Annotated in this window: 14 protein-coding genes; 8 read left to right on the top strand and 6 right to left on the bottom strand. The window is 64.1% G+C overall.

Annotated elements, in window-relative coordinates:
• Nucleotides 1–164: 164 nt before the first annotated feature.
• Entirely contained in the window at nt 165–542 is a 378-nt protein-coding gene (locus DT068_RS03190; protein WP_119388346.1) for a lysozyme inhibitor LprI family protein, read from the bottom strand.
• Complete coding sequence (locus DT068_RS03185; protein WP_119388345.1) at nt 469–1,086, bottom strand: hypothetical protein; 618 nt, start codon at nt 1,084–1,086, stop codon at nt 469–471. Before DT068_RS03185 ends, DT068_RS03190 begins: the two co-directional genes overlap by 74 nt.
• Nucleotides 1,087–1,238: 152 nt before the next feature.
• Here DT068_RS03185 and DT068_RS03180 point away from each other — a divergent pair, with 152 nt between their 5' ends.
• From DT068_RS03180 to DT068_RS03155, 6 genes are all read left to right on the top strand, one after another.
• Nucleotides 1,239–2,441: a Tm-1-like ATP-binding domain-containing protein gene (locus DT068_RS03180; RefSeq protein ID WP_368904396.1), complete on the top strand. Its 1,203-nt coding sequence runs from the start codon at nt 1,239–1,241 to the stop codon at nt 2,439–2,441.
• Nucleotides 2,438–3,268, top strand: coding sequence for a phosphoenolpyruvate hydrolase family protein (locus DT068_RS03175; protein ID WP_119388343.1), 831 nt, complete (start codon nt 2,438–2,440; stop codon nt 3,266–3,268). Before DT068_RS03180 ends, DT068_RS03175 begins: the two co-directional genes overlap by 4 nt.
• 255 nt (nt 3,269–3,523) lie before the next feature.
• Nucleotides 3,524–3,985, top strand: coding sequence for a pilus assembly protein N-terminal domain-containing protein (locus DT068_RS03170; protein WP_119388342.1), 462 nt, complete (start codon nt 3,524–3,526; stop codon nt 3,983–3,985).
• Between the two features lie 105 nt (nt 3,986–4,090).
• Nucleotides 4,091–4,627, top strand: a complete 537-nt coding sequence (locus DT068_RS03165) for a TadE/TadG family type IV pilus assembly protein (protein WP_119388341.1) — start codon at nt 4,091–4,093, stop codon at nt 4,625–4,627.
• Between the two features lie 4 nt (nt 4,628–4,631).
• Complete coding sequence (locus DT068_RS03160) at nt 4,632–5,237, top strand: TadE/TadG family type IV pilus assembly protein (protein WP_119388340.1); 606 nt, start codon at nt 4,632–4,634, stop codon at nt 5,235–5,237.
• 68 nt (nt 5,238–5,305) lie between these two features.
• Nucleotides 5,306–6,148 carry an EamA family transporter gene (locus tag DT068_RS03155; RefSeq protein ID WP_119388339.1) on the top strand — a complete coding sequence of 281 codons (843 nt, stop codon included), beginning with the start codon at nt 5,306–5,308 and terminating at the stop codon, nt 6,146–6,148.
• Between the two features lie 220 nt (nt 6,149–6,368).
• Here DT068_RS03155 and DT068_RS03150 read toward each other — a convergent pair whose 3' ends face one another.
• Together DT068_RS03150 and DT068_RS03145 are read right to left on the bottom strand one after the other, a co-directional pair.
• A complete protein-coding gene (locus DT068_RS03150; protein WP_119388338.1) occupies nt 6,369–7,553 on the bottom strand; it encodes a pyridoxal phosphate-dependent aminotransferase in 1,185 nt (394 codons plus the stop codon).
• 26 nt (nt 7,554–7,579) lie between these two features.
• Nucleotides 7,580–8,446: an NAD(P)-dependent oxidoreductase gene (locus tag DT068_RS03145; protein WP_162913983.1), complete on the bottom strand. Its 867-nt coding sequence runs from the start codon at nt 8,444–8,446 to the stop codon at nt 7,580–7,582.
• 122 nt (nt 8,447–8,568) lie between these two features.
• Between DT068_RS03145 and DT068_RS03140 the strand changes: the two genes are divergently transcribed.
• Nucleotides 8,569–10,008 carry an aldehyde dehydrogenase family protein gene (locus DT068_RS03140; RefSeq protein WP_119388336.1) on the top strand — a complete coding sequence of 480 codons (1,440 nt, stop codon included), beginning with the start codon at nt 8,569–8,571 and terminating at the stop codon, nt 10,006–10,008.
• A 132-nt stretch (nt 10,009–10,140) separates the two neighbouring features.
• On the opposite strand, the gene DT068_RS03135 is transcribed toward DT068_RS03140, so the two are convergent.
• Both DT068_RS03135 and pncA read right to left on the bottom strand, forming a co-directional pair.
• On the bottom strand, nt 10,141–10,845 hold the full coding sequence (locus tag DT068_RS03135) for a fumarylacetoacetate hydrolase family protein (RefSeq protein ID WP_368904395.1): 705 nt from the start codon (nt 10,843–10,845) through the stop codon (nt 10,141–10,143).
• A complete protein-coding gene (gene pncA / locus DT068_RS03130) occupies nt 10,842–11,450 on the bottom strand; it encodes a bifunctional nicotinamidase/pyrazinamidase (protein WP_119388335.1) in 609 nt (202 codons plus the stop codon). Before pncA ends, DT068_RS03135 begins: the two co-directional genes overlap by 4 nt.
• A 74-nt stretch (nt 11,451–11,524) precedes the next feature.
• On the opposite strand from pncA, the gene DT068_RS03125 reads away from it, so the two are divergent.
• Nucleotides 11,525–11,887, top strand: a complete 363-nt coding sequence (locus DT068_RS03125; protein WP_119388334.1) for a VOC family protein — start codon at nt 11,525–11,527, stop codon at nt 11,885–11,887.
• The last annotated feature ends 1 nt before the right edge of the window (nt 11,888 follow it).

Below are 11,888 nucleotides of genomic sequence, written 5' to 3'. Positions count from 1 at the left end.
CAATGGGAGGGTGAGGGGCCTGTATGAAAGTTGCACGCAGGCCCCTCACCCTTCCCGCCGCTGCGCGGCGGGCCCCTACCCTCTCCCCGCTGAAGCGGGGCGAGGGTGAAAGGCTCAACCGCGATGTGTGCACATGATAGCCCTTGCGGGGAGGGGAACCTGTGTCACTGACACTTCGGCGGATCGGCATTCTGCAGCTGGAAATAATTGTCCATCGCCTGGGTGATTCCCTGCTGCAATGTTTCGATGCGCGCGTGATAGAGTGGGCGCAGGCAGGCCAGGTTGCCGCCGCATCGGGCACGCTGCTGCAGGAAGGCCTGCGCAGCGTCCATGCGGGCGCCGTTCGAGCCCATCAGCATCGGCACCTTGCGGAAGGCGAACCACAGGCCGCCCATCTCGCTGTCGAGGGCGGAAATCTCGGGATTGGCGCAAATGGCGATCTCGTCGGGCGTTCCCGCCTTGGCGCAATCAAAGCTCGCCGCCTGCGCCGCCGACGCCGTGCCGACCAGGGCAATGACGATGAGCGCGATGAAACGATGCATGGCCATCTCCTATTTCGCGACATCGTCGGTCTTGAAGCCGCACCAGCCGCCGAGCTTGCGATAGGCGGCGGTGAAGCCTGCGAGCGAACAGCGAGGGCGACGGTTTGCCTGCGATCACGAGGTCGAGCTTGTCTCCCGCCGCCATGGCGCGCAACAAAGCGAGGCTCGTCTCCTTCACATTGCCGGCCAGCACCTCCTTGCCGTCGCCCGATCCTTGCACATCGATGCGCTTGTCGCCGAAGCCGAAGGCCAGCGGAATGCCTTCGCCTTGCGCCAGCCCGTCCGAAGCAATGACGATCTGGGGATAGGCGTCGGGCGGCAGCACATCGCCATTCGAGATCGCGAGGCTGAGCGTCCAGCCCTGGCCGGCCACTGCCGCCATGCAGGTCTTGCGCATATCCTCGCCGGTATTCATCTCATCGAGGGTCGCGGTCCAGTCCCTGAAGGTTTCCTTCTGCGGCGCCGCCACGGCGCCGCCGCCCAGCAGGGCAACGCCTGCGAAAGCGCCGAGAACGAAATGCCTGCCAATGCTGCCGGTGATCATGATGCGAGCCCTTTCATGTTCCGATGGTTCAGATAGCAAACATCGGGGTCCCTGTCGCAGCGATTCATGTTCCTGGGTTTACGCTATTGCCCGCCGGCTCCGGCTCATGCACAGTCGGGAGAGGGAGGAACCAATCCAATGAGCGAAGGTCCGTGAAACGCGCCTATGTCGCCGGCACGTTCGACACCAAGGCGCGCGAGCTTGCCTATATCGGCGACTGCCTGAAGGCCGAAGGTCTTGCCGTCACGCTGGTCGATCTCTCGACCTCGGGAGAATCCATGGCCGGCGCCGATATCAGTGCCCAGACGGTGGCGACCTTCCATCCGCTCGCGGCGAGTGCGGTGTTCACCGGCGAGCGCGGCAGCGCCGTCGCCCGCATGGCGGAAGCCTTCGCCATCTTCCTCAAATCGCGCGACGATCTCGGCGGCGTCATCTCGGCCGGCGGATCGGGCGCCACGGCACTGGCGACGCCGGCAATGCGCGCCCTCCCCGTCGGCGTGCCGAAGGTCATGGTCTCCACCATCGCGAGCGGCGATGTCCGGCCGCATGTCGGCTCCTCCGATATCGCGATGATCTACCCAGTCACCGACATATCGGGCCTCAACCGCATCTCCAGGCGGGTGCTCGCCAATGCGGCGGGCGCGCTCGCCGGCATGATGCGGGCCGAGCCGCCGGCAGGCGGGCAAGAGAAGCCGGCGATCGGCCTCACCATGTTCGGCGTCACCACGCAATGCGTGCAGATGGCGACGAAGCTGCTCGATGAGCAGTATGACTGCCTCGTCTTCCACGCGACCGGCAGCGGCGGGCAATCCTTCGAGGCGCTGGCGGGATCGGGCTTCTTCTCGGGCGTGCTCGACATCACCACGACCGAGATCGCGGATGAGATCGCAGGCGGCGTGCTGAGCGCCGGTCCCCATCGCCTCGATGTCTTTGCCGAGCATGCCGTTCCCTATGTCGGCTCGGCGGGCGCTCTCGACATGGCGAATTTCTGGGGGATGGATACGGTGCCGGCGCCATTGCGCCAGCGCCAGCTCCATGTCCACAATGCCAATGTCACGCTGATGCGCACGACGCCTGAGGAGAATGCGCGGATCGGCCGGTTCATCGCGCAGAAGCTCAACCGCATGAAAGGGCAAGTGCGCTTCCTGCTGCCGATGAAAGGCGTCTCGGCGCTCGACCAGGAAGGCAAGCCGTTCTTCGACCCCGCGGCCGATGCGGCGCTCTTCGCGGCGATCGAGAATGATTTCCAGACCTCGCAATCTCATCAGCTGCGCAAGCTGCCCTTCCACATCAATGATGCCCAATTCGCCGAAGCGCTGGTCACGGCGTTCCGCGAGATCACGGAGAACCCATGAGCCGTTTCAAGCGTGAAGAGCTGGTCGCCCGTTTCAACGCCATGATCAAGCGTGGAGAGCCGATCATCGGCGGTGGCGCCGGCACCGGCCTTTCGGCCAAGGGCGAGGAGGCGGGCGGCATCGACCTCATCATCATCTATAATTCCGGACGCTACCGCATGGCGGGCCGGGGCTCGCTTGCCGGCATGATGGCCTATGGCAATGCCAATGACATCGTGCTCGACATGGCGAAGGAGGTGCTGCCGGTGGTGAAGCAGACCCCGGTGCTGGCCGGCGTCAACGGCACCGATCCCTTCTGCATCTTCGATGATTTCCTCGACCGGTTGAGCGCGCTCGGCTTCGCCGGCATCCAGAATTTCCCGACCGTCGGCCTGTTCGATGGAAGGATGCGCGCCAATCTCGAAGAAACCGGCATGGGCTATGGGCTCGAAGTCGACCTCATCCGGCTGGCGCATCAAAAGAACCTGCTGACCACGCCCTATGCCTTCACGGTGGCGGAAGCGGAAGCGATGACCAGGGCCGGTGCGGACATCCTGGTCTGCCATATGGGCCTGACCACGGGCGGCGCCATCGGGGCTTCGACGGCTTTCACGCTTGAGGACAGCGCCCGGCTCATCAACGAGATGATCAAGGCGGCGCGCAAGATCCGCGACGACATCATCATCCTCTGCCATGGCGGGCCGATCGCCGAGCCGGAAGATGCCCGTTTCATCCTCAGGAGCTGCCCCGGCTGCCATGGTTTCTATGGCGCGTCCTCGATGGAGCGCCTGCCGGTGGAACGCGCGCTCATCGAGCAGACGCGGAAGTTCAAGGCGATCGGGAAGTAACCCTCCCCCTTGCGGGGAGGGTCGATGCGAAGCGTCGGGGTGGGGGTCCGGTGGTATTTCCGTGATCCTTCAAACGATGAGTGACGCCGTCTCTGTGACACCGCCCGACCCCCACCCCTAACCCCTCCCCGCAAGGGGGAGGGGAACTGAAATGCGCAGAACGAGGCCGCTGTAAGGGAAGATTCACCATTGTCGGGTCAAATCAGACCTGCCGGAGCGCGCATCCGGCCCTACGGCTATGAAGGTCCTGTCCCGATGCTTAATCATTCCTTAACCGGTCTCGCAGTCGCCACGGCCCTGCTGGCGCTCACCGCGCCTGCCTTGGGTGCCAGCGACATCGTCATCCAGGCCGACCAGGCGAAGATCATCGCCGTCTCCGGCCAGCCCGGCACCGTGGTGGTCGGCAATCCGAGCATTGCCGATGTCACCGTGCAGGACGACCGGGTCGTGCTGATGGGCCGCAATTACGGCGTCACCAATCTCATCATCCTCGACCGCGAAGGCAACCAGCTCGCCGCTCTCGACGTCACCGTGCAGATCACCGACAAGAACGCCGTCCAGGTGTTCAAGGCGGGCGGGCGCATGACGCTGGCCTGCGCGCCGATGTGCGAGCAGACCCTGCAAGTGGGCGATGATTCGACCAGGGTGTTCGACCCGCTGACCCGGCAGATGCAGACCAAGAGCGACATCGCCAGCGGCAACGCCAAGGCGCAGTGAAGCGCCTCGCTCAAGCTGTCTAAAATTTTATTGAATTTGTTCAACCCGCTCTAATGGCGAGTTGATAGACGAGACCGGTACAGCTGAGAGGCGAGACGGATTTCCATGAAGCGGGGCAAGACGCGGGGACTGGCGAGGCTCATCCGGCATTTCGGCCGGCGGGAAGAGGGTGCGACGGCGGTTGAGTTCGCCCTGGTGGCCGGCCCGTTCTTCGCGCTCCTCCTTGTCATCTTCGAGACCGCGGTCGTGCTGTTCACCGATATTTCGCTGCAGAACGGCGTGACCGCCGCCTCGCGGCTGATCCGCACCGGCCAGGCGCAGAATATGAGCCTGGATTCCTTCCGCTCGGCGGTGTGCAAGAATGTCTTCTCCTATATCGACTGCAGCAAGATCCGCCTGGATGTCAGCAAGTCGGCGACCCAGCCGCCCGCCGGCGTCGATATGGATACGGTCAACGACAGCACCCCGCAGAGCTGGCAGAAGAGCGACCCGTCGGACTGGGTCCTGGTCCAGGCCCGCTATGACTGGAAATTGTTCATTCCGGCCCTGAGCCGGCTCAGCAATTACAGCAATGGCGAGGGCGAGCAAATGCGCCGCCTGACCGCCGGCGCCCTGTTCCGCAACGAACCCTTCGGCGGTTGAACCCATGAGCAAGACCCGTTCCTTACGAAACTTCCCGGCGAAGCTCGTGGGCTTCCTGCGCGATCCCGGGGGCGTGGCCGCCATCGAGATGGCAATCATCGCACCCCTGCTGCTGCTGCTCTATTTCGGCACCGTCGATGTCGCCAACTGGTTCATGGTGCATCGCCGCCTGGTGATCGCGGGCAGCACGCTCGCCGATCTCACCACCCAGAACGCCAACTCGATCACCGGCACCCAGATCAGCGCGTTCTGGACCGCCACCGGCAAAATCACCGAACCCTATCCGATCGAAAGCATCACGCTCACCGTGCGTGACTTCCGCGTCAACGGGACGACGGCCAAGCAGCAATGGCAGTACACGCAGCAGGTCGGCTCGCAACCGGACGCGCCGCCGCCGAACTGCGGCGCGGCCCGTGACGAAGCCGCCCTCCAGGGCCTGCGGGACACCGAAATGACCGATGCCAACGACATCGTCGTCGTGGAAGTCTGCACCTCGGTACCGCCCATCGCGCTGCAAATCATCGGCATCGACGAGCTCAACCTGCACTACCAGATCGCCATGCGGCCGCGCCTCAGCAAGACGATCGACTGCACCTCCGGCTGCAGCTGATCGCGGCTGGCAGGCCGGCCCGGCCTGGGCTATAAGCGCCCGCGCAACTTTCTTGATTTCGGGCGAAAGTGGATCTTCCCATCTTCCTGGCCGTGCTGGTCGCGGCCATCCTGCATGCGAGCTGGAACCTCCTGGTCAAGCTCGATCTCGACCGTTTCCTTGCCCTGCTCCTGATCTCCTGCCTGATGGGCGTCATGGGCCTTGCGATGCTCATGGTCTTTCCCTGGCCCAGGCCTGAAAGCTATCCTTACGTGCTCGCCTCGGGGCTCCTGCATACCGGCTACAATATCTTCCTGGCGCGCAGCTATCGCACCGGCGATCTGAGCCAGGTCTATCCGATCGCGCGCGGCACGGCGCCGCTCCTCACTTTCATCGGCGCCTGGGGGCTTGCCGGGGAATCCGTCACGCCGGTGGGGGCGCTCGGCATCCTCACCCTCGTCGCCGGCATCTGGCTCACCGTCCGGCCCGGCGGCAAGACGATCCGGCTCGACGGCATGACGCTGTTCTTCGCGCTCGGCACATCGGGCTTCATCGCCGCCTATACGATCGTCGACGGCTTCGGCGGACGCCTGTCGGGATCGGCCTCGGCCTATGCCGGGCTGCTCTTCCTGCTCGACGGGCTGTTCATGGTCGCCGTGGCGCTCATGACCCGCGGGCCCAGGGCCTTCGTCCAAATCCTCCCCTCCTGGAAAAGCGGGGCCGCCGGTGCCGTGCTCTCGGCCGGCGCCTACTGGATCGTCATCTGGGCGATGAGCCTGGCGCCCATCGCCGCGGTGGCGGCCTTGCGCGAGACCAGCATCCTGTTCGTCATGCTGATGTCGGCGCTGGTCCTCAAGGAGAAGGTGACGGGGCTGCGGCTGATCGGCGCCATACTGATCGTACTGGGCGCGGTGGCGCTCAGGCTCTCATGATTCGCGTGACTGACGTCAGGCCGTCACTCGCGTGTCATAAATTAAGGCCACGTTAAGCTCACCAGGAAGCGTCAGTCGCGTTCCCTTTTCCTGGCATCACCCGACTGCCCGCCATGCCGGCGCCACCTTCTCATCCTCAGCCCCTTAAAGGTCCGCGCCCGGCATGGCTCTTTTCCCGTGGCCGGGCTTGCCCCGCCAACGGTTGGACTGGATGGCCGTCTCAAGGGCGGCCATGACGAGCTGAGAGAAATCCCTTCATCCGCGCGAGCGCTTCCCTGAGCTCGGCCTCGCTCGCGGCATAAGAGAGGCGCAAATAGCCGGCGCCATTGTCGCCGAAGCTCTCGCCCGGGATCAGCGCCACATGCGCCTCGTTGAGGAGATCGCGCGCCAGATCGCGTGACGCCCGGCCCGTACCCTTCACATTGGGAAAGGCATAGAAGGCGCCGCCCGGCATGCGGCAGCTGACGCCCGGCAGCGCATTCAATCCGTCGACCACGATCTGCCGGCGCTTCTCGAAGCTCCTGCGGAAGCCCTCGATCTCGTCCATCGGCCCGGTCATGGCGGCAAGCCCCGCCATCTGGGCCGCGACATTGACGCAGGAATGATCGACGGTGATGAGCTTCCTCACATGATCGACAAGCGCTTTCGGCCAGATGCCGAAACCCAGCCGCCAGCCGGTCATGGCGAAGGTCTTCGACCAGCCATCGAGGATGATGGTGCGGTCGCGCAATTCGGGAAAGGCGAGGAAGCTCGTGAATTTGGCGCCGGAGAAGACGAGGTGACTGTAGATCTCGTCAGAAAGGATCGCGACATTGGGGTGTTTCGCGAGGCCGTGCGCCAGCTTCTCGATCTCCCTGGCATCGACGACGCCACCGGTCGGATTGGCTGGCGAGTTGACCATGATGAGGCGCGTCCGGGGCGTGATGAGCGAAAGCACCTCCTCGGCATCGAAGCCGAAATCCTTGTCCTCGCGGATCGGATAAGGCACGCCCTTCGCACCGCCCGAGCGGATCGCCTCGCGATAGGGCGGAAAACCGGGATCGGGATAGAGGATCTCGGTCCCCGGCCCGCCAAAGAGAAGACAGGCGAAGTAGAAAGTGACCTTGCCGCCCGGCACGATAACGACTTCATCCGGCGTGACCGGCACCTTGAAGCGGCCCTCGATATGCGCCGCGACCGCTTCGCGCAAAGGCAGGATGCCGATCGGCGTCGTATAGCCATGCGGCCCGTCGCGCACCGCTTTCTCCGCTGCTTCCAATATGTGGCGCGGCGGCGAGAAGTCCGGCTGGCCGATGCCGAGATTGATGACAGGCGCACCCTTGGCCTTCAGCGCCAGCGCGCGATCGAGGACGGCGAAGGCGCCCTCCTCTTCGATGACGGTGATATTGGGATTGAGGTTCAGCATGTCTCGCAACTTTTCGGGGTGATGCTTTATGTGACGTCGTCTATGGCCGGGTCAAGCAAATGGCTGACATTGCGGCCGCCATGACCCGTGGCGACCGCATTGGCGAATATCTGCTCTACTGCCTGGGTGAGCGGCGTCAACTGTCCGAGCTCTTCGGCAAGGCTCGCATAATAGCCGATGTCCTTGGCGGCATTGGCGAGCGAGAATTTATAGCCGTCGAAATCACCGGCAAGCGCTGCATCCATCATCTTGCGCAGCACGCCCGAATTGCCCGAGCCGTTCTGCATCACCTCATAGAGGTCCTTCCAGTCGACCTGCGCCAAATGCGCGGCCTTGAAGGATTCCGCCACGAGCCCGATCATGCCGATCACCAGATAGTTCGAGATGAGCTTCGCCACATGGCCCGACCCCGGCGGACCGAAATGCCGCAGCCGGCTCGCATAGCAGGAAATGACCGGCGTGATCGCAGCCAAGGTCCCCGCATCGGCGCCGACCAGCACCCCCACATCCTTCTTCGCCACCTGCTCGGGCCCGCCCGCCATCGGCGCATCGGCATAGCCTATCCCAAGATGGGCGAGCTCGCGCGCCAGACGGCGCGTCGTCTCGGGATTCGTCGTGCCGGTGTCGATGACGATCTGGCCGCGCCGCAAATGGGGCTTCAGGCCGGCCACCGTCTCCTCCACCACCCTGGCGGTGGTGAGGCAGAGGATGATCACGTCGCTCTGTTGCGCGAGACCCGCCAGATCCTTCGCTTCATGCGCACCCCTGGCCAGCAAGGGATCGATGAAGACACGGTTGCGATGCGCCATGAGCCACAATTCATGGCCGGCGGCCAAAAGGTGTCCGGCCATGCCGGAACCCATGAGGCCAAGACCCACAAATCCAATCTTCATTTCGCGTCCTTTCGCGTCCGGGCGTGTGTTCCCCATTCGCATCGGATCATCCGAAAACCGCTGCACAGCTTCCGGTCCGATGCTATAGCTTCCGCCGCCGCAAATCGGGAGAGGTTACCCTAATGACACTGCACAAGAATTTCATCAATGGCGAATGGGTCGAGGGCGGGAACGCCAAGGACAATATCAATCCGTCCGACCTGTCCGACATCATCGGCTCCTATGCGCAAGCGAGCCAGGGTGACGCAGAGGCCGCCATCGCCGCCGCCAAGGCCGCCGCTCCGCAATGGTCGCAGACGACGCCGCAGCAGCGCGCCGATATTCTCGAAGCGGTGGGCGTCGAGCTTCTGGCGCGCAAGGACGAGATCGGCAAGCTGCTCGCGCGCGAGGAAGGCAAACCGCTCGGCAATGGCGTCGCCGAGACGATGCGGGCCGCCCAGATCTTCAAGTTCTTCGCGCAGGAAGCCTTGCGGCTCGAAGGCGTGGCCATCGCCTCGGTGCGGCCCGGCGTCGATGTCACCGTCACGCGCGAGCCCCTGGGCGTGGTCGGCCTGATCTGCCCATGGAATTTCCCGATCGCCATCCCGGCCTGGAAAATGGCGCCGGCGCTTGCCTTCGGCAACACGGTCGTGTTCAAGCCGGCCGATCTGGTGCCGGGCTCGGCCTGGGCGCTGGTGGAGATCCTCTCGCGCGCGGGCCTGCCCAAGGGCGTCGTCAACCTGGTGATGGGCAAGGGCTCGGTGGTCGGCCAGGCGATGCTCGATTCCAAGGATGTCAATGCGATCTCCTTCACCGGCTCGGTCGCGACCGGCGCCCGGGTGGCGCAGGCCTGCGCCATGCGCGGCGCCAAGTTCCAGCTTGAAATGGGCGGCAAGAATCCCTTCATCGTCCTCGACGACGCAAATCTCGACGTCGCGGTCGCGGCCGCTGTCGATGGCGCCTTCTACCAGACCGGCCAGCGCTGCACCGCCTCCTCGCGCCTCATCGTGCAGAGCAAGATCCACGACGCCTTCGTCACCAAGACGGTCGAGGCGCTGAAGGCGCTCAAGGTCGATCACGCGCTGAAGGACGGCACGCAGGTCGGCCCCGTCGTCGATGAGAACCAGCTCGCCCAGGATCTCACCTATATCGATGTCGGGCGCCATGAAGGCGCCGAGCTCGCCTGGGGCGGCGAGCTGCTCAACCGCGACACCAAGGGCCATTATCTGAGCCCGGCCCTGTTCGTGAATACCGACAACAAGATGCGCATCAACCGCGAGGAGATCTTCGGGCCGGTTGCCTCGGTGATCAAGGTCGACAGCTATGAGGAGGCGCTCTCGGTCGCCAATGACACGGCCTTCGGGCTTTCCTCCGGCATCGCCACCTCGTCGCTCAAACATGCCACCCATTTCCGCAGGAACTCGGCGGCCGGCATGGTGATGGTCAATCTGCCGACGGCGGGCGTCGACTATCACGTGCCCTTCGGCGGACGAAAAGGCTCGAGCTATGGCCCGCGCGAGCAGGGAAGGCATGCGGCGGAATTCTACACCGCGATCAAGACGGCCTATACGAACGCGCTGTAAGCAATTCGTCATCCCGGCGAAAGCCGGGACCCCCTGAATAGAATAAGGCGGGCGGCGCTTCCCCAGCTTCACTTATTTAATGGGTCCCGGCTTTCGCCGGGATGACAGTATATATTCTTGAGGCGACAGTCCTCAGGTAACCACCACATCGAGCGCCGAGAGCCTGGCAATCTCACCATGGAGCTTGTCGCCGCGCTTGACGGCGGCAACGCCCGCGGGCGTGCCGGTGAAGATCAGGTCGCCGGGCGCCAGGAGGAAGAGCTGCGAGAGCTCGGCGATGATATCGGCGACCGGCCAGATCATGTCGGCAAGATCGGCCGACTGGCGGCGCTCGCCATTCACATCGAGCGTGATGGCGCCCTTGACCAGATAACCCGACTGCTCGACGGGTGTGATGGCGCTGATGGGTGCCGCGCGATCGAAAGCCTTGCCGGCCTCCCAGGGGCGGCCCGCCTTCTTCGCCTCGGCCTGGAGGTCGCGGCGCGTCATATCGAGGCCGACCGCAAAGCCATAGATGATGTCCCGGGCCTTGGCCGCCGGGATATTGCCGCCGCCCGCCTTCAATGCCACCACCAGCTCGATCTCGTGATGCACGTCGGACGACACGGTCGGATAGGGAAAAACGCCGTCGGTGACGATCGAATCCGCCGCCTTCTGGAAGAAGAACGGTTTCTCCCGCCTGGGATCATGGCCCATCTCGCGCGCATGCTCGGCATAGTTACGGCCGACGCAGTAGAGCCGGCGCACCGGAAAGCTGCGACGCGTACCGGCCACCGGCACGGCAGGCTGGGGTGCCAAGTCGACAACATAGTCCATGATGCGTTCGCGGAGATTCATGTGAGCTTTATCCCTCTGTCGCGAAAGGACGCCCTTGTAGCGTCAGCGGTTCCATTCAAATCGATGGCACGCGAGGCTTCTTCGACCACGATCGTGTCAAAACCGTGAGAGCGCGCGTCTTCCGCCGAATAGCGGACACAATAATCGAAGGCGAGGCCGACGCAAGTGACGCGGGTGAGCTGGCGCTCGCGCAAATAGCCGAGGAGGCCGGTCGGCGTCTTGTGATCGTTCTCGAAGAAGGCGGAATAGGAGTCGATCTCCGGACGGAAGCCCTTGCGGATGATGAGCCCGGCATGGGGAATGTCGAGCTCCGCATGAAAGCGGGCGCCGTCGCTGTCCCAGGTGCAGTGATCGGGCCACAGGGTCTGCGGGCCATAGGGCATGGCGACCGTGGAAAAGGGCGTTTTGCCCGGATGCGAGGAGGCAAAGGAGGAATGGCCTTCGGGATGCCAGTCCTGGGTCAGCACGACATGGCGGAAATCGCGCGCCAGCCGGTTGATCACCGGCACCACTTCGTGGCCGCCCGGCACGGCGAGCCGGCCACCCGGGCAGAAGTCGTTCTGCACGTCGATAACCAGGAGCACTTCGCCGTCGCGCTTCACCATGGCCAGCAGTCCTCGATCAGGGGCTTCGCGTGTTATGCTAGATTGCAATGAACCGCAATGCTTAAAGATCGGTAATGGGCCTCGTTCAACTCGACCATATACAGCTCGCCATGCCGGAAGGCCGGGAAGACGACGCCCGGCATTTCTATGAGGGCCTGCTTGGCCTCGCCGAGGTGGAGAAGCCGGAGAATCTCAGGAAGCGGGGCGGCTGCTGGTTCGAGAAGGGCGGAATCAAGGTCCATCTCGGCGTCGAGAAGGATTTCCGCCGCGCCCGCAAGGCGCATCCGGCCTTCCTGGTCAGCGATCTGGCGGCGCTGGCGGCGCGACTCGAAGCGGCGGGCGTCGCCATGAAGCGCGACGAGCCGCTCGAGGGGTATGACCGGGTCTATGTCGATGACCCGTTCGGCAACCGGATCGAGCTGATGGAATTGAAGTAAC

Source organism: Taklimakanibacter lacteus (genome assembly GCA_003576695.1).
Taxonomy (GTDB): Bacteria; Pseudomonadota; Alphaproteobacteria; order Rhizobiales; family Aestuariivirgaceae; genus Taklimakanibacter; species Taklimakanibacter lacteus.
The sequence above is the reverse complement of the archived record's forward strand: the minus strand, read 5'-3'. Positions and strand labels throughout refer to the sequence as shown.

Bases quoted from the DNA above. Each gene is read 5' to 3' on its own strand.
- DT068_RS03190 (WP_119388346.1), bottom strand. From the start codon at position 542: ATGCATCGTTTCATCGCGCTCATCGTCATTGCCCTGGTCGGCACGGCG.
- DT068_RS03185 (WP_119388345.1), bottom strand. From the start codon at position 1,086: ATGATCACCGGCAGCATTGGCAGGCATTTCGTTCTCGGCGCTTTCGCA.
- DT068_RS03175 (WP_119388343.1), top strand. From the start codon at position 2,438: ATGAGCCGTTTCAAGCGTGAAGAGCTGGTCGCCCGTTTCAACGCCATG.
- DT068_RS03170 (WP_119388342.1), top strand. From the start codon at position 3,524: ATGCTTAATCATTCCTTAACCGGTCTCGCAGTCGCCACGGCCCTGCTG.
- DT068_RS03165 (WP_119388341.1), top strand. From the start codon at position 4,091: ATGAAGCGGGGCAAGACGCGGGGACTGGCGAGGCTCATCCGGCATTTC.
- DT068_RS03160 (WP_119388340.1), top strand. From the start codon at position 4,632: ATGAGCAAGACCCGTTCCTTACGAAACTTCCCGGCGAAGCTCGTGGGC.
- DT068_RS03150 (WP_119388338.1), bottom strand. From the start codon at position 7,553: ATGCTGAACCTCAATCCCAATATCACCGTCATCGAAGAGGAGGGCGCC.
- DT068_RS03145 (WP_162913983.1), bottom strand. From the start codon at position 8,446: ATGAAGATTGGATTTGTGGGTCTTGGCCTCATGGGTTCCGGCATGGCC.
- DT068_RS03140 (WP_119388336.1), top strand. From the start codon at position 8,569: ATGACACTGCACAAGAATTTCATCAATGGCGAATGGGTCGAGGGCGGG.
- DT068_RS03135 (WP_368904395.1), bottom strand. From the start codon at position 10,845: ATGAATCTCCGCGAACGCATCATGGACTATGTTGTCGACTTGGCACCC.
- pncA (WP_119388335.1), bottom strand. From the start codon at position 11,450: ATGGTGAAGCGCGACGGCGAAGTGCTCCTGGTTATCGACGTGCAGAAC.
- DT068_RS03125 (WP_119388334.1), top strand. From the start codon at position 11,525: ATGGGCCTCGTTCAACTCGACCATATACAGCTCGCCATGCCGGAAGGC.